Genomic DNA, 17,524 nt, shown 5'->3' on the forward strand with positions numbered 1-17,524 from the left:
AGGAGTGCCCGCAACTTGGGCACTCCTCACCCGGTCTATTCGCTGTCGTAGCTCAGCAAATCGCCCGGTTGGCATTCGAGCTCGCGGCAGATCGCTTCCAGCGTGCTGAAGCGGATGGCCTTCGCTTTGCCGGTTTTGAGGATCGAGAGGTTGGCGAGGGTGAGGCCGACGCGCTCCGCCAGTTCGGTCAGCGTCATGCGGCGGGCGTAAAGCAGGTCGTCGAGTTTGACCATGATACGGTTTCCTTCTGAATCAGCGCCCATCACACGGTTCCTTCCAGATCATCGCGCATTTCAGCGCCGCGTTTGAACACCCGGGCGAGGATGAAGAGGAGGATGACGATCAGCGCGCCGCTAAAGTCGAAGCCGCCTTCGAAGCTGACGCTCGCCTCGTCGAACTGCTCGGCCCAGTCGGCCACCATGATGCCGATTGCGGCCATGGGAAATTCGATCAGCTCCACCCCCAGCATCAGCCACGCCATGCGCGACAGCCGGTCGGCGTTCACCGGTGCAAAAGGATCGCCATCGCCCACCGTGCGGATAATCCGGCGCAGATTGTCGAAGAAGGCGAAGAGCATTCCGACCGCCAGCAAGGCCAGCGTGATAACGCCGAGTATCGGGCCAAGCGGGAAGTCCGCAGCATCAGGCCCAAGCTCTTCCGCCAGGGCGCGGACAATCTCGCCTTCGGCGAAGAACATGACGGGGATGGACACCAGCAAGGTGAAGGCGGCGATCCCCAGCAAGACCAGCATGAGGATGACCAGCACCTGCCCGATCAGCAGCAGCGGATCGCGGAATCGTTGTGATGTGGACATGGAATGTCTCCTACCGAAAGTGCAGCTCAGGCGAGCATGGGGGCGGCGGTTGCGACCAATTGCGTGGCGGCAGGCACTGCGGTGACGGCGGACAGGCTGGTGGCGGTGATCATCACGGCGACGAGCAGGGCGGCGAAGTGGGTAGCGAAACGGGTCATTTATCGATCTCCTTGATGTGACTTATTGAAGAACGATATGGCCGAGTCGCAGTTTATTGTCAATCAATAATATTGAAAAACAATATGGCGCGCATCGTTTTGCGATAGGCAAGGCGAGTCGGATCGTGACGATGTGTATGGAATGCCCTACTCTTTTTGGCGATTTTCTCCCGTGTGACGCGTCAAAAGTTTTTCGCTCCGCCCCTCGCCAGCCTGCCCGCAGCGGGCGAGTGTGATGAGGGGCGAAGCGAAGCTAATGCTGCGATTCGGGTGTAGGACAGCGCAATCGCCCGCGCCCCTTTGGAGCAAGGCGCGGGCGATCGCTTCCTCAAGACCGGGCGGTCAGAGCTGCGCGGTCAGGCGCAGCCACACCCCGCGGCCCGCACCGGGCAGGCGGTCCCCCAGCGGCACATCCGATGCGCCCGCGCGGTTGCGGCCCGAAAGATGCGGCTGGTAGAAGCGATCGAACAGGTTCTCGACCCCCGCTTCCAGCGCGATGGCGTCGGTCACGCCGTAGCGGGCGAACAGGCCGACCACGGCATAGCCCTCGCTCGCCGCCTCGCCATTGGTGAGCGAGACATCTTCCTGCCCCGCTGCTGCGACCAGTTCCGCGCCCAGCGACAGCGCATCCCGTTGCCACACGCCCGCCAGCCGCAAACTCGCCGGAGCGACGCGGTAGAGATTGTCGGCAATATCGCGCCGCTCGCCGCGCACCAAGCTGGCTGTTCCCGACAGCTCGACACCCGCCACCGGGCGCAGCGCGAAATCGAGATCGACACCGTACAGCTCGGCATCGACATTGGCGAAGCGCAGCGGTGTGGGATCGCCGTTCATATTGGCGACCATCTCCACCGGACTGTCGATCACGCCCACGGTGCCATCGAAGGGCACGCCTTGGATGTAATCGTCCACCCGCCGGTAAAACGCCGTTGGGCGCAGCGTGGCGATCTCGCTTTCATAGTCAAAGCCGATCTCGGCAATCCATGCGGTTTCCGGCTCCAATGCAAGGTTGCCGACATAGATGTTGCCGTCTGCAAGGCCGTAGCTTGCCTCGGTCGGCAGCCAGGCGAAGCGTTCGAGCACGCTCGGCACCCGCTCCTTGCGCGCCAGCGTCAGGCGGGGTGTGACATCGCCCAGCGGCACCCAGCCGCGCAGCACCGCATCCACAGTGGTATCCGCCGTCTCGCGCTCGGCAGCGACGAAAGCGGCGCCGAGCACGCGCGGCCCCATCGGTACGGCGCTGCCCAGCTCTGGCTCGCCCGCGCTTTGGCCGGTGTGGTCGATCCGCAGGCCCGCTTCCAGCTCCACAAGGTCCAGCGCACCGCGCCATTGCACAAAGCCGCCGAAGCGGTCCGAGGCAAGATCGGGCTGGGCATCGAGGAAGAAGGCGGCATTGGTAGGGTTGGTGATGCGGACGAACTTGTCCACCAGCTCGAAATCGCCGCCGATCTGGAAATAGCTGCCGCGCTCGCCGAAGCGCAGCGACGCCTCGCCGGTGGTCGTATCGGCATCGGCAAAGGTGGCGCGCGCCTGCATCGGCGGGGCGGCGGGCTGGCGGGTGGTCTGGTTGTCCATCAAATGGCGCACCGCGACATGGCCCAGCCGCAGATCCAGCGCGACATTGTCGGAGAGCTCCCCGCGCCAGCCGCCCTGCACGAAGTCCGTATCGAAATAGACGATGTCGAGCGCGAAGGGCGGATTGCCCGAAGGATCGGTTTCGCTGCGCCGGTATTCGGCCCAGACTTCGCCGCCCGCTAATCGCAGGCCGCCATGCACGCCGTACAGATTCCGCTTGAACGAAGTGCCGACGGCCGTGCCGCCGGGGAAGCGGTAATCCCCGCCTTCCTCCCGGCTGGCGAGCACGCCGAGCCGCCAGTCCTCCGATGCGATCGCCGCAAGGCCGCCCACGGCGTAGCTTTCGTCCACGCTGCGATACTGGCTGGCGAGGCGCACTTGCGCATCAAGGCTTTCGCCGCTTGCAAAGCGCGCCTGCATCAGCTCGGCATTCACCGCGCCCGCCAGCGACGGGCCTTGCGAAACAGGCGCAACCCCGCGCGCGATCTCCAGCCGCTCGACCAGCACCGACGGCGCATAGTGCAAGGGCGGGTCCATGGCGTTGGGCCCGCCACTGGCGAAACGCTGCCCGTTGACACGGCCCAGCACGCGCTCGCCCGCGAGCCCGCGATAGGAGAGCTGGCCGGACAAAGCGCCATTGCCCACCAGCGCGCCGCCCGGAACCCGCGCGGCAATCGCGGCGGCATCGGCGGGCAGGGCGATCTGCTGCGGCGGTTTGACCGCGTCGGTCGCCGGGTCGGGGGTGGTGGCGGTGACGACGATGGTGTCGGTCAGTACGGTATCGGGATCGGTTTCCTGCGCCGCGAGCGGCTGGGTCACCAGAAGGGAGCCGGAGGCAAGCAATGCCGCCCGGCAGAGGGTCTTGGAAAACATAACAATCTGTTCCGTCAATATAGAGCAACAGCGCGCGCACGGAGACAGCTCCGGCGCGGCCTGGTTTTTGGCGAATCTATAGAGGGGTCAGAGTGTTAACGGCGGGCCGCGCAAGGGCGGGCGCACATGGCGCAGCGGGGGAATGATGGCGGATTGCAGCGGCGGAGCCTCGGCTCCGTCGCCCTGCAACAGTATGGCAGCAGGCTGTGGCTGCTCGGGAACTCCGGCCGCAAGGCTGCCACCGGAAAAGGCACACTGGCCTTGCGGGGTAAAGCCTTGCGCGCCGCTATCGTCGCCGGCCTCGTCGCTTGCGTCATCGCCGGAAGCAAGGCCCGAAGCGGGGCCCGAAGCAGGCCCATGCCCCATCGCCGCATGATCGACCCCGCCCGTCGCGTGATGCGCGTGATGATCCTCCTCGCCCGCTGTGGAACCGGCCGCGGCAGGCTGCGGATCATAGGCTGCAAAGGCGCGGGCCAGCGCGTTGGTGGAAGGGCAGGGGGTAATGCTGACAATATGCGCCGTTGACGGCGCCAGCATATGCCCGCCCGGCACCAGCCCCTGCGCGGCCAAAGACGCCAACAGGAGGAGGAACAGCCGTGTGCCATGGCCACGGAAAATCCGGCGCAACGCGTGCATAACCCGCCGCCGCTAGCCGATGCGTGTGACAATGTCACCTGTGATTTGCAAATGCGGCGACACCCCCATTGACCCCATCCAACACGCCCCCTATATGCGCCCCCTAGCCGGAGAGCTTCGAGCAAGGTGGGCCTTTACGCGGGGGCGCGCCACAGGACGGAAGTTCCGGCATCTGCGTGAGACACGGATACAACAAGGCTGCGAGCGCGGCACCGGTTGCGGTGCGCCCATCGTCGGCCTTTTTCGCGTCTTGCGCTGCTCCCCCGCTTAACGACATTTCTCAGTGCCCGTGACAGTCACGGGTGCACACACGCGAAAAAGAGGCCGTTCCGTATTATGGCGACCAAGGCGAAAGCTCCCGAAGTTCAGGGCTCAAAGAAGAAGCGCATCCGCAAGATTTTCGGCGACATTTATGAAGCCGTGCAGATGCCCAACCTCATCGAAGTGCAGCGCGAAAGCTACGAGCAGTTCCTGCGTTCGGACCCGAGCATCGGCTATGTCTCCGGCCTCGAAAAGACGCTGCGCAGCGTCTTCCCGATCCGCGATTTCGCCGGCACGGCGGAGCTCGACTTCGTCAATTACGTGCTGGAGGCGCCGAAATACGACACCACCGAATGCCGCCAGCGCGGCATCACCTATGCCGCCCCGATGAAGGTGACGCTGCGGCTGATCGTGTTCGAAGTCGATAACGAGACCGAAACCCGCAGCGTGCTCGATATCAAGGAGCAGGACGTGTACATGGGCGATATGCCGCTCATGACCGATAACGGCACCTTTATCGTCAACGGCACCGAGCGTGTGATCGTGTCGCAGATGCACCGTTCGCCCGGCGTGCTGTTCGATCACGATCGCGGCAAGACGCACTCTTCGGGCAAGTTCCTTTTCGCTGCCCGCGTCATTCCCTATCGCGGTTCGTGGCTCGATTTCGAATTCGATGCCAAGGACATTGTGAACGTGCGTATCGACCGCAAGCGCAAGCTGCCGGTCACCGCGCTGCTCTATGCGCTGGGTCTCGATCAGGAAGACATTCTCGCGCATTTCTACAACACCGTCACCTGGAAGCGGTCGAGCGGAAAGGCTGGCGAAGGCTGGCAGATCCCGTTCGTGGCCGAACAGTGGCGCGGTGCCAAGCCGGCCTTCGCGCTGGTTGATGCCAAGACCGGCGAGGAAGTCTTCCCCGCCGGGCAGAAGGTCAGCCCGCGCGCCGCCAACAAGGCGGAAAAGGACGGCCTCAAGACCCTGCTGATCCCGACCGAGGAAATCTTCGGCCGTTATGCCAGCAAGGACATGATCGACGAGAAGACCGGCCGCATCTACATCGAAGCGGGCGAGGAAGTGTCGCCCGAGAATCTCGAAAAGCTTGACGCTGCCGGGATCGACCAGCTTGTTCTGCTCGACATCGATCACGTCTCCACCGGTGCGTGGATGCGCAACACGCTGGCCGCCGACAAGGCGGAGAACCGCGAAGAAGGCCTTGAAGCCATCTACAAGGTGATGCGTCCGGGCGAACCGCCGACGAAGGAAACCGCCGAAGCCCTGTTCGAAGGCCTGTTCTTCGATGGCGAGCGGTATGACCTGTCGGCCGTGGGCCGCGTGAAGCTGAATATGCGCCTCGGCCTCGATGCCGAAGACACCGTCACAACGCTGCGCAAGGAAGATATCCTCGCCGTGGTCAAGGAGCTGGTCGACCTGAAGGACGGCAAGGGCGAGGTTGACGATATCGACAATCTCGGCAACCGCCGCGTGCGTTCGGTGGGCGAGTTGCTGGAAAACCAGTACCGCGTCGGCCTGCTGCGCATGGAGCGCGCAGTGAAGGAGCGTATGTCGAGCGTGGACGTGTCCACCGTGATGCCGAACGACCTCATCAACGCCAAGCCCGCCGTGGCCGCGGTGCGCGAGTTCTTCGGTTCCAGCCAGCTTTCGCAGTTCATGGACCAGACCAACCCGCTGTCCGAAGTCACCCACAAGCGCCGCGTGTCGGCGCTTGGGCCGGGCGGTCTGACCCGCGAACGTGCCGGTTTCGAAGTGCGCGACGTGCACCCGACCCACTATGGCCGTATCTGCCCGATTGAAACGCCCGAAGGCCCGAACATCGGTCTGATCAACTCGCTCAGCACCTTTGCCCGCGTCAACAAGTACGGCTTCATCGAAACGCCCTATCGTGCGGTGAAGGATGGCAAGGTGTCGAAGGACGTCAGCTACCTTTCCGCCATGGAAGAGCAGAAGCACACCGTGGCGCAGGCCTCGGCGGAAACCGATGCGGACGGCAAGTTCGTCGAAGAGCTGGTTTCGGCGCGGCAGGCGGGCGAGTTTGTGATGGCTCCGAACGAGCAGGTCACGCTGATGGACGTCAGCCCCAAGCAGCTGGTCTCGGTCGCTGCCTCGCTCATTCCGTTCCTCGAAAACGATGACGCCAACCGCGCGCTGATGGGCTCGAACATGCAGCGTCAGGCTGTGCCGCTGGTCAAGGCCGAAGCGCCTTGGGTCGGCACCGGCATGGAAGAAACCGTGGCGCGCGATTCGGGCGCTGCCATCGCCGCGACCCGTTCGGGCGTGGTCGACCAGGTGGACGCCACCCGCATCGTGATCCGCGCCTCGGGCGAAGTCGATACGACCAACCCCGGCGTGGACATTTACACGCTGCAAAAGTTCCAGCGGTCGAACCAGAACACCTGCATCAACCAGCGTCCGCTGGTGAAAGTGGGCGATGTGGTGGAGCAGGGCGATATCATCGCCGATGGCCCCTCCACCGACCTGGGCGAGCTGGCGCTCGGCAAGAATGCGCTCGTCGCCTTCATGCCGTGGAATGGCTACAACTACGAAGACTCGATCCTGATCAGCGAACGCATCGTGAAGGATGACGTGTTCACCTCGATCCATATCGAGGAATTCGAAGTCATGGCCCGCGACACCAAGTTGGGGCCGGAAGACATCACCCGCGACATTCCCAATGTCGGCGAGGAAGCGCTGCGCAACCTCGACGAGGCGGGGATCGTCTATATCGGTGCCGAAGTGCATCCGGGCGACATTCTGGCAGGCAAGATCACGCCCAAGGGCGAATCGCCGATGACGCCGGAAGAAAAGCTGCTGCGCGCCATTTTCGGCGAAAAGGCCAGCGATGTGCGCGACACCTCGCTCCGCCTGCCGCCGGGCGTGGCGGGCACCGTGGTGGAAGTGCGCGTCTTCAACCGTCACGGCATCGAAATCGATGACCGTACGCGCGCCATCCAGAACGAGGAAATCGAACGCCTCAAGAAGGATAGCGAGGACGAGCGCAACATCCTCAACCGCGCAACCTACAACCGTCTCGAAGAAATGCTGGCGGGCCAGACCGCGTCGGCAGCTCCCAAGGGCGTGAAGAAGGGCGCGGTGATCGATGCCGAGATCCTCGCCTCGGTCGACAAGCGCGACTGGTTCAAGTTCGCCGTGGCTGACGACAATATGCAGGCCCAGCTGGAAGCGGTGAAGGGCCAGTATGACGAGGCGGTCAAGGCCATCAAGGACAAGTTCGACGACCGCAAGGAGAAGCTGGAGCGCGGCGACGAGCTGGCTCCGGGCGTGCTCAAGATGGTCAAGGTCTTTGTCGCGGTGAAGCGCAAGCTGCAGCCGGGCGACAAGATGGCCGGCCGCCACGGCAACAAGGGTGTGATTTCGCGCATCCTGCCCGAAGAAGATATGCCCTTCCTCGAAGACGGGACGCCGGTTGATATCGTGCTCAACCCGCTGGGCGTGCCTTCGCGTATGAACGTCGGGCAGATCTTCGAAACGCACCTCGGCTTTGCCGCGCGTGGTCTGGGCCACCAGATTGCCGAGCAGCTGGACGAATGGCGCGCTGCCAATCCCGACATCACGGCAGGCCAGCCGCCCGCCGCGCTCGTGGAGAAGCTGAAGGATGTCTATGGCGAGAACTATCACGCCGATATCGACAGCCGCACCAATGAAGAGCTGGCCGAGCTGGCGCACAATCTGCGCCGCGGTGTCCCGATGGGCACCCCGGTATTCGATGGCGCCCGCGAAGGCGACGTCACCGATATGCTGGTGAAGGCAGGCTACGCTTCCTCGGGCCAGTCGACGCTGTATGACGGGCGCACCGGCGAAGCGTTTGACCGCAAGGTGACGGTGGGCGTGATCTATATGCTCAAGCTGCACCACCTGGTCGACGACAAGATCCACGCCCGTTCGATCGGCCCCTACTCGCTCGTTACCCAGCAGCCGCTGGGCGGCAAGGCGCAGTTCGGCGGCCAGCGTTTCGGCGAAATGGAAGTCTGGGCGCTGCAGGCTTACGGCGCGGCCTATACCTTGCAGGAAATGCTGACGGTGAAGTCCGACGACGTGGTCGGCCGCACCAAGGTTTACGAAGCGATCGTCAAGGGCGACGACACCTTCGAAGCCGGCATTCCCGAGAGCTTCAACGTGCTCGTCAAGGAAATGCGCTCGCTGGGTCTCAATGTCGAACTCACCAGCCTGACCGATGGCAATGATGAAGACGACGATCCGGCGCTGATGGCTGCGGAGTAGGCGATGGTTCGGGGATACACAGGACTGAGCAAAGGCAAGAAGTTGGCAGTTGCCGCATTCGCCATTGTTTCGATCCTGCTGCTCCCCGCAATCGCTGGCCTTGTGATGATGTGGTTCTTCCCAGTCGCATAACGCCGCAGGAAAAGATTTAGAGAGTTAGTCTCCCAACCAGGGATACCCGAAAATGAACGAACTGAGCAAATTCACCAACCAGATCTCCAAGCCGGAGACGTTTGACCAGATCCAGATCGGCCTGGCTTCGCCCGAGCGCATTCGCAGCTGGTCTTTCGGCGAAATCAAGAAGCCGGAAACGATCAACTACCGCACGTTCAAGCCCGAACGTGACGGCCTGTTCTGCGCGCGCATCTTCGGTCCGGTGAAGGATTACGAATGCTTGTGCGGCAAGTACAAGCGTATGAAGTACAAGGGCGTCGTCTGCGAAAAGTGCGGCGTCGAAGTCACCGTCACCAAGGTGCGGCGCGAGCGCATGGGCCATATCGAACTGGCCGCGCCGGTCGCCCACATCTGGTTCCTGAAGTCGCTGCCCTCGCGCATCGGCCTGCTGCTCGATATGCAGCTGAAGCAGCTTGAGCGCGTGCTGTATTTCGAAAGCTACATCGTCACCGAGCCGGGCCTGACCCCGCTGGAGAAGTACCAGCTGCTCACCGAAGACGAGCTGCTCGATGCGCAAGACGAATATGGCGAGGACGCTTTTACCGCCAGCATCGGCGCCGAAGCGGTCAAGCAAATGCTGATGGACCTCGATCTGGAGCAGGAAAAGGCCGATCTGCTGCACGAGCTGGAAATCACCAAGTCCAAGCTCAAGCCTGCCAAGATCATCAAGCGGCTGAAAGTCGTCGAAAGCTTCATCGAATCGGGCAACCGTCCCGAATGGATGATCCTTGAAGTCGTGCCGGTCATTCCGCCGGAACTGCGCCCGCTGGTGCCGCTGGATGGTGGCCGTTTCGCGACGTCTGACCTCAACGATCTGTATCGCCGCGTCATCAACCGCAACAACCGCCTCAAGCGCCTGATGGAACTGCGCGCGCCGGATATTATCGTCCGCAACGAAAAGCGTATGCTGCAGGAAGCCGTGGACGCGCTGTTCGACAATGGTCGCCGTGGCCGCGTCATCACCGGTGCCAACAAGCGTCCGCTGAAGTCGCTTTCCGATATGCTCAAGGGCAAGCAGGGCCGCTTCCGCCAGAACCTTCTGGGTAAGCGCGTCGACTATTCGGGCCGTTCGGTCATCGTGACCGGGCCGGAACTCAAGCTGCACCAGTGCGGCCTGCCCAAGAAGATGGCGCTCGAACTGTTCAAGCCGTTCATCTACGCCCGCCTCGATGCCAAGGGTCTGTCGATGACCCTGAAGCAGGCGAAGAAGTGGGTGGAGAAGGAACGCAAGGAAGTCTGGGACATCCTTGACGAAGTGATCCGCGAACACCCGGTGATGCTCAACCGCGCACCGACGCTGCACCGTCTTGGCATCCAGGCGTTCGAGCCCGTGCTGATCGAAGGCAAGGCAATCCAGCTGCACCCGCTCGTCTGCTCGGCCTTCAACGCCGACTTCGACGGTGACCAGATGGCCGTCCACGTGCCGCTCTCGCTGGAAGCCCAGCTGGAAGCGCGCGTGCTGATGATGTCCACCAACAACATCCTCTCGCCCGCCAACGGCAAGCCGATCATCGTGCCTTCGCAGGACATGGTGCTGGGCCTGTACTACCTTTCGATGGACCGCGAAGGCGAGCCGGGCGAGGGCAAGGTGCTGGGCGATATCAACGAAGTGCACCAGGCGCTGCACGTGGGTGCTGTGACCCTGCACTCGAAGATCACCACCCGCGTTCCGCAGACCGATGAACAGGGCAAGCAGTTCATGGCGCGCGTCGATACGACGCCGGGCCGGATGCTGATCGCCGAATGTCTGCCCAAGAGCCACAAGGTGCCCTTCGCCGTCGTCAACCGCCTTCTCACCAAGAAGGATATCGGTGACGTGATCGACGAGGTCTATCGCCACACCGGCCAGAAGGACACGGTGCTGTTCGCCGATGCGATCATGACGCTGGGCTTCCGCCACGCGTTCAAGGCCGGCATCAGCTTCGGCAAGGACGACATGATCATTCCCGACAGCAAGGACGGCATGATCGAGGAGACGAAAGCGCTGGTTGCTGACTATGAACAGCAATATCAGGACGGCTTCATCACCCAGCAGGAAAAGTACAACAAGGTGATCGACGCCTGGAGCCGTTGCGGTGACCAGGTGGCGAACGCCATGATGGAAGAGATCAAGGCGACGCCGAAAGACGAGCATGGGCGCGAGGCGCCGATCAACTCGATCTACATGATGAGCCACTCGGGTGCGCGTGGTTCGCCAGCGCAGATGAAGCAGCTTGCCGGTATGCGCGGTCTGATGGCCAAGCCTTCGGGCGAGATCATCGAAACGCCGATCATCTCGAACTTCAAGGAAGGTCTGACCGTTCTTGAATACTTCAACTCCACCCACGGGGCACGCAAGGGCCTGGCGGATACGGCGTTGAAGACCGCCAACTCGGGCTACCTCACCCGCCGCTTGGTCGACGTGTCGCAGGATTGCGTGATCGTCGAGGAGAACTGCAAGACCGAAAACGCGCTGGAAATGCGCGCCATCGTGCAGGGCGGCAGCGTGATTGCTTCGCTGGGTGAGCGCATTCTGGGCCGCACCGTGGCCGAGGACATCGTCAACGCCGCTTCTGGCGACGTGATCGTCAAGGCCGGCACGATGGTGGACGAGCCGATGATGAAGGCGATCGAGGAGGCCGAAGTGCAGGTCGCCAAGATCCGTTCGCCGCTGGTCTGCGAAGCCGAACAGGGCGTTTGCGCGACCTGCTACGGCCGTGACCTTGCGCGCGGTACGCCGGTGAATATCGGTGAAGCTGTCGGCGTGATCGCCGCACAGTCGATCGGTGAACCCGGCACCCAGCTGACGATGCGGACGTTCCACATCGGCGGCGCGGCGCAGATCAACGAAACGAGCCACCTCGAATCGATGTCGGACGGCAAGGTCGTGTACCGCGATATGCCGACCATCACCGACAAGAAGGGCCGCCGCCTGTCGCTGGCCCGTTCGGGCGAGATGATCGTGGTCGATGCCGAAGGCCGTGAGCGCGCGATCCACCGTGTGCCCTATGGTACGGTGCTGATGTTCGAAGATGGCGCGTCGGTGAAGGAAGGCGAACGTCTGGCCGAATGGGATCCGTTCACGCTGCCGATCATCACCGAACAGGCGGGTATCGTGCGCTATCAGGATCTGGTCGAAGGCAAGACGCTGGAAGAGCGGATGGACGATGCCACCGGTATCGCCCAGCGTGTCGTGATCGAATATCGCGCCACCAGCCGTTCCAAGAAGGAAGATCTGCGTCCGCGCATCACCCTGCTCAACGAAACCGGCGATGAAACCGAAGCTGCACGCTATATGCTGGCTCCGGGCACCACGCTGTCGGTCGAGGACGGGCAGGAAGTGCAGGCCGGTGACATCGTCGCCCGTGCCTCGCGCGAAGCTTCGAAGACGCGCGACATCACCGGCGGTCTGCCGCGGGTTGCCGAGCTGTTCGAAGCGCGCATTCCGAAGGATGCAGCGGTGATCGCCAAGATCAGCGGCCGGATGGAGTTCGTCCGCGATTACAAGGCCAAGCGCAAGATCGCGATTGTGCCGGAGGAAGGCGAAACGGTCGAATATCTGGTTCCCAAGACCAAGGTGATCGACGTGCAGGAAGGCGACTTTGTGAAGAAGGGGGATACCCTGATTTCCGGCTCGCCCAACCCGCACGACATTCTGGAAGTGCTCGGCGTGGAATCGCTGGCCGAATATCTCGTCAGCGAGATCCAGGAAGTTTACCGTTTGCAGGGCGTGAAGATCAACGACAAGCACATCGAAGTGATCGTTCGCCAGATGCTGCAAAAGGTCGAGATCACCGATGGCGGCGATACCACGCTGCTGCCGGGCGAGCAGGTCGATCTGGAAGAAATGAACGAAGTGAACGCCAAGCTGCCGCCGCGCAAGAAGAAGGCCGAAGGCAAGCCGATCCTCTTGGGCATCACCAAGGCTTCGCTGCAAACGCGTTCGTTCATTTCGGCCGCCTCGTTCCAGGAAACCACCCGCGTGCTGACGCAGGCGGCGGTTGAAGGGAAGAAGGACACGCTGGTCGGTCTGAAGGAAAACGTGATCGTGGGCCGTCTGATCCCCGCGGGCACGGGTGCCGGCATGAACCGCCTGCGCGTCACCGCCAACAGCCGCGATGCGGCGCTGCGGGCAGCCTACAAGAAGCAGGCCGACGCGCTCGAAGCGGAAAATGCCGTGGCCGATGTCGATGATGTCACGCCCGATGCGCCCAGCAGCGAAGACGCGATGGCAGCAGCCATGGCAGCCAGCGCTGCCGCGCCCGCGCCTGTCGAAGACACTGCGGACGAGGGCGACGAGGCGTAAGCCGCGCTCCCTTATCCCGGTAAAGAAGGGGCTTCGGAGAGCGATCTCCGGAGCCCCTTTTTCGTGGGCCGCGCGCTTGGCCGCCCGCGCGGTCGGGAAAGCAACCCCCATTGACGTGGCAATGGCCTCGGCCCGGCCAATGGCGTATCCTCCAGCGACAACACGCGAAGCGGGAGAGAAATATGCGAAAGATTATCCTGTCCATGGCCGCAGTGGCGGCGGTCTGCGCCAGCCTGCCTGCGGCGGCGCAAGTGGTGGTGACGGGGATGCGGCAAGACCGTTCCGCCACCAATGCCTATCTCACGCCCAATGTCCCCGCCATCGGCCTCACCCGCCGCGCGGATTACTTCGTCACGCCGCTATGGGTCAGCTCGGATTCGCGCATCGCCGAGGAGCGCGAGAGCGAATTGTTCGCCATGCTCGAAGCCACCATCGCCCGCGCCGAGGCGGAAGGGATTACGCTGGTGGCGGGGCAATACACGCTGACCGAAGTGACCCGCGCCAATATGCGCGAATTGCCGGTGACCGGCGGCGCGCGCCCTGACACTAGCCGGGTGCAGATCTACGCCCGCGTGCCGCTGGACGGCAACACAGCCAGCGCGCGCGATACGGGCAACCGCATCCGCGCCTTTGTCGCCAGCATCCCCGCCACGGGGCGCTCCTTCATCGAAACGGGCGCAACCTCGCTCGCCATCGATGATCCCGAGCAATATCGCGACGCGGTGGTGCGCCAGATCGCCGATGCTTCCACCCGCTATGCCGCAATGTTCGGCAATTCTTACGGCGTAACGGTCAGCGGGCTTGATGGCGAACTGTACTGGCAGCAGGCGAGCGAGACCGAAGTGTTCCTCTATATCGAGCACGCTTTCGCCATCGCACCGCGTTAGGCAGGGCTTTATCGCTATTGCGAACCATTCGCATTGCAATGCGCGCGAGGATGCGTAGATTACTTGCGAATCACTCGCAAGAAAGGCGCGCCATAACCGACAAACCCTCCTCCTCCACCGCTTCGCGGGCCGATCTGATCGCGGCGCTGGCGCGCCCGCCGCGTCTCGGCGATTTCGGCATGGGGGCGGCGAAAGCAGTGATTTCGCTGCGGCTGGTCGCGCTCTGCGTGCAATCGGGGCACGATCCCATCGCGGTGCTCGCGCGGCGGCTGGGCGGTGTGGGGGAGGCCAAGGCGATGTTCGGCTTTCTCGACCGATGCGGGGCGGTGTGGCCCGAGCGGATGGCGGTGCATCGCCCCTGCTGTCCCGTGCTCGGCCCCGACGAGGCGACCCTCGCCGCAATGGCTATGGCCGCAGATGCGGGCGACCACCGCGCCTTCGAACGCGTGCTCGACGGGTTTATCCGCCCCGACCGCCGCGAAGGCCTGTTCATCGCCGCCATGGGCGCGATGGCGCAGTTGTGACCCCGCCTATTGTTCTGCCGCGCGCCGTGCCTCTTCCAGCCCCGCCATCGTCTCGGCATAGGGAACCGACGGGCCGAGAAGCAGCTGCGAGAAGGTGACGCGGGTGTAATCGCCATTGGCGAAATCGGTGGCCCAGTCCCCCGTGCCCGCGCATCCGGCATACCAGAAGCCGTCCTGCGTGCGGGTGGAACACTGGTTGTACGCCCCTGCTTTGAAGAACAGCGTGTCTCCGCCATAGCTGAGCGGGTTGTCGAGCGCATCCACCCCTTCGATCAGGCTGACGGCATAACCGACGGTGCCCAGCCGTTCATTGTGGAAGGAGACATACATCGTGTTGTTGTGGACATTGATTTCGTAGGAAAACTCCTCGCCCAGCGCGATGCCGTTTTCGCCCGGATCATCGGGATTGTCCCACAGATTGCCGAACACCGGCACAGGAATGTCCCGCCGGTTTTCATCGCCGCGCGGCAGATTGCGCTCATACGTCCAGAACAGGCTGCCGGTTTCGTGTCCCGGCCACTTCTTGTAGAAAATCTTGATCGGCTCGTTCCCGTAGCCGAAGCCGCTGCTGGTATCGTCATAACCCACGGCGTGGATTTGGCCGACCACCACCGAGTAGGCGGCATTGGTCTCTGGCCGCAGCGCATTCACCGCGACGTGATCGACGTGCAATGTCGCCTGCATCCGCCCGCCAATCGAACCGAAACTGCTGGAGCCGTTGCGCGCCAGAACCGCAAAATTGTTTTCCGGCCCATGCGTGGAGATGCGCGTATTGGTGCCGCGCAGCATCTGCCGCAGCTCGCTGCGCGTGTTTGACGAATTGGCTGTCGTGACGGCACGATTGGGCGCGGTGAAGACCATCCGGTTCTGGTCATCAAGGTAGAAGAAGTCGGGATGCGCATAGGTCTGGATCTCTGCCACATCGACTTCATCGGGCCGCCCGTCGCCATCATCATCCTGCGGGAGCGTTATCTTCCAATGGCTTAAATCGAACACGCTGCCGGGGGGAGGATTGTCACCGGGGTCAGCGGCAAGGGCGATGCTTCCCGTCGCGAATGCCAGAAATGCTGCTGCCAGAAATCCCTTCACCATTTTCAACTGCCCAATTCTGTCCTACCAATATTATACGTTAGATATACCAATGGCGACTGGCCAAAGCCATCGCTTTTTTGCCGGGGTATCAAACGGATGTCAGCGCCTGTTCAGCGGGTCGCGTTCACAGACGCAGCCATGCGCTCACTTGCTCTCCTCCCGCTCCTCCTTGCCGCCTGCGTTGCTGCGCCTGCTCCGGTTCCGCCAGCAGTTGATCTTGCCGGCGAATGGCGGGTGGCCGAGATTGACGGGGAATCGCTCGACCGGCCTTACGGCATTGCGCTCAGCGCCAATGGCGAACGCATTTGGTGGGATCCATCTTGTGCCGGGCAGGGGGTGAATTATACGATCACTGGCTCAAGTTTCGCAACCGCCACCCGCCGCAATCCCGGCGTGGTGTGCGAGATCGGCTTTCCGCCCGAAGTGCCGCAAATCTGGGACGCACTGGACGCGGCCGACACGATTGAGCGCACGCCCGCCAACGGCATCCGCATCCACGGCAATGGCCGCAGCGTGACACTTTTCTCGCAATAGGCCTGCGCCTGCGCTAGGGGCCGCGCATGACCACCATTACCCGTTTCGCGCCCTCTCCCACGGGGCGTCTTCATGTCGGCAATATCCGCACCGCGCTGCATAACTGGATGCTGGCGCGCAAGGCCGGGGGGCGCTTCCTGCTGCGCATCGACGATACCGATGCCGAACGCTCGAAAGAGGAATATGTCGAGGCGATCCGCGCCGATCTTGCTTGGCTGGGTCTCAGCCCCGATGGCGAGGAGCGGCAGTCGGCGCGGCTGGCGATCTATGAACAGGCGTTCGAGGCGCTGAAGGCGGCGGGCCGGGTCTATCCCGCTTACGAAACGCAGCAGGAGCTGGAACTGAAGCGCAAGATCCAGCTGGGGCGCGGGCTCCCGCCGATCTATGATCGCGGGGCGCTGAAGCTCACCGCCGAAGAGCGCGCGGCGAAGGAAGCGGAGGGCATCGCCCCGCACTGGCGCTTCAAGCTCGACCATGATGAGGCGATCACTTGGGAAGACGGCGTGCGCGGCGCGCAGAAATTCGATCCCGCGCAATTGGCCGATCCGGTGATCCGCCGCGCGGATGGCTCGTGGCTGTATATGCTGCCAAGCGCGGTCGACGATATCGCCATGGGCGTGACACAGGTTCTGCGCGGCGAAGACCATGTCTCCAACACCGCAGTGCAAATCCAGATGTTCACCGCACTGGGCACGCAGCCGCCCGCTTTCGCGCACGAGGCGCTGTTGGTGGGCAAGGAAGGCAAGCTGTCGAAGCGCCTCGGCTCCTTGGGCTGCGATGCCATGCGCGAGAAAGGGATCGAACCCGAAGCGCTGGTCGCCATGCTGGCGCGGCTGGGCACCTCGCTGCCGGTCGAACCGGTTGCCGATCGCGCGGCGCTGATCGACACCTTCGATCTTACCACTTTCGGGCGCGCGCCGGCCAAATTCGACGATACCGAACTTGAGCGGGTGAACACCGCGATTGTCCATGCGATGGATTTCGCCGCAGTAGCAGGGCGCCTGCCTGACGGGATGGATGCCGAGGCTTGGCACGCCATCCGCCCCAATCTGGGCGTTATCGCCGATGCGGGCGAGTGGTGGCAATTGGTCACCGGGCCAATCGCCGCGCGCGAGTTCGATGCGGACACCCGCGCCTATCTCAGCGAAGCCGCTAGCGCGCTCGTCTGGAACAACACGCCGTGGCAGGATCTCACCGCCGCGCTCAAGGAAAGCACCGGGCGCAAGGGGCGTGATCTGTTCCTGCCGCTGCGCCAGGCGCTGACCGGCATGGATCACGGGCCGGATATGGCCGAACTGCTCCCGCTGATCGGCGAGAGCGAGGCGCGCGCGCGGTTGCAAAACGCCGCACAAGGCTGACGTCCCAGCACAATTCGTCGCCGCGCAGTCGCATTTCGTCGAAACGGAACCGAATCGGCTTGACCTGCGTTGCACGCAGACTACATCGCGCCATGT

12 protein-coding genes are annotated in these 17,524 nt (G+C 63.1%); 6 read left to right on the plus strand and 6 right to left on the minus strand.

Translation table 11 applies throughout. The features are described 5' to 3' along the window. Positions 1-35: 35 nt before the first annotated feature. The 5 genes from GC121_RS06355 to GC121_RS06370 all read right to left on the minus strand — a co-directional run bounded on the left by GC121_RS06355 (position 36) and on the right by GC121_RS06370 (position 3,999). Positions 36-263: a helix-turn-helix transcriptional regulator gene (locus GC121_RS06355; protein ID WP_151973286.1), complete on the minus strand. Its 228-nt coding sequence runs from the start codon at positions 261-263 to the stop codon at positions 36-38. After that, on the minus strand, positions 263-814 hold the full coding sequence (locus GC121_RS06360; RefSeq protein WP_151973287.1) for a DUF2975 domain-containing protein: 552 nt from the start codon (positions 812-814) through the stop codon (positions 263-265). Before GC121_RS06360 ends, GC121_RS06355 begins: the two co-directional genes overlap by 1 nt. Before the next feature lie 26 nt (positions 815-840). Further along, positions 841-972, minus strand: a complete 132-nt coding sequence (locus GC121_RS15775; protein WP_255478887.1) for a hypothetical protein — start codon at positions 970-972, stop codon at positions 841-843. A gap of 342 nt (positions 973-1,314) precedes the next feature. Continuing rightward, on the minus strand, positions 1,315-3,366 hold the full coding sequence (locus GC121_RS06365) for a TonB-dependent receptor (RefSeq protein WP_199857777.1): 2,052 nt from the start codon (positions 3,364-3,366) through the stop codon (positions 1,315-1,317). Positions 3,367-3,507: 141 nt separating this feature from the next. After that, positions 3,508-3,999: a hypothetical protein gene (locus tag GC121_RS06370; protein ID WP_199857778.1), complete on the minus strand. Its 492-nt coding sequence runs from the start codon at positions 3,997-3,999 to the stop codon at positions 3,508-3,510. 393 nt (positions 4,000-4,392) lie between these two features. Between GC121_RS06370 and rpoB the strand changes: the two genes are divergently transcribed. The 4 genes from rpoB to GC121_RS06390 all read left to right on the plus strand — a co-directional run bounded on the left by rpoB (position 4,393) and on the right by GC121_RS06390 (position 14,444). Further along, a complete protein-coding gene (rpoB, locus tag GC121_RS06375; RefSeq protein ID WP_151973290.1) occupies positions 4,393-8,574 on the plus strand; it encodes a DNA-directed RNA polymerase subunit beta in 4,182 nt (1,393 codons plus the stop codon). 184 nt (positions 8,575-8,758) lie between these two features. After that, positions 8,759-13,033: a DNA-directed RNA polymerase subunit beta' gene (gene rpoC, locus GC121_RS06380; protein ID WP_151973291.1), complete on the plus strand. Its 4,275-nt coding sequence runs from the start codon at positions 8,759-8,761 to the stop codon at positions 13,031-13,033. Between the two features lie 182 nt (positions 13,034-13,215). Further along, positions 13,216-13,920 carry a hypothetical protein gene (locus GC121_RS06385; protein WP_151973292.1) on the plus strand — a complete coding sequence of 235 codons (705 nt, stop codon included), beginning with the start codon at positions 13,216-13,218 and terminating at the stop codon, positions 13,918-13,920. 50 nt (positions 13,921-13,970) lie between these two features. Next, a complete protein-coding gene (locus GC121_RS06390) occupies positions 13,971-14,444 on the plus strand; it encodes a DNA-directed RNA polymerase subunit beta' (RefSeq protein WP_151973293.1) in 474 nt (157 codons plus the stop codon). A 6-nt stretch (positions 14,445-14,450) separates the two neighbouring features. Here the strand turns inward: GC121_RS06390 and GC121_RS06395 are convergent, their stop codons facing one another. Next, positions 14,451-15,440 carry a polysaccharide lyase family 7 protein gene (locus tag GC121_RS06395; protein WP_199857779.1) on the minus strand — a complete coding sequence of 330 codons (990 nt, stop codon included), beginning with the start codon at positions 15,438-15,440 and terminating at the stop codon, positions 14,451-14,453. 234 nt (positions 15,441-15,674) lie between these two features. On the opposite strand from GC121_RS06395, the gene GC121_RS06400 reads away from it, so the two are divergent. Both GC121_RS06400 and gltX read left to right on the plus strand, forming a co-directional pair. After that, a complete protein-coding gene (locus GC121_RS06400) occupies positions 15,675-16,070 on the plus strand; it encodes a hypothetical protein (RefSeq protein WP_151973295.1) in 396 nt (131 codons plus the stop codon). A 26-nt stretch (positions 16,071-16,096) separates the two neighbouring features. Continuing rightward, positions 16,097-17,428, plus strand: coding sequence for a glutamate--tRNA ligase (gltX, locus tag GC121_RS06405; protein ID WP_151973296.1), 1,332 nt, complete (start codon positions 16,097-16,099; stop codon positions 17,426-17,428). The last annotated feature ends 96 nt before the right edge of the window (positions 17,429-17,524 follow it).

Source organism: Erythrobacter sp. EC-HK427 (assembly GCF_902498745.1).
GTDB lineage: Bacteria > Pseudomonadota > Alphaproteobacteria > Sphingomonadales > Sphingomonadaceae > Alteraurantiacibacter.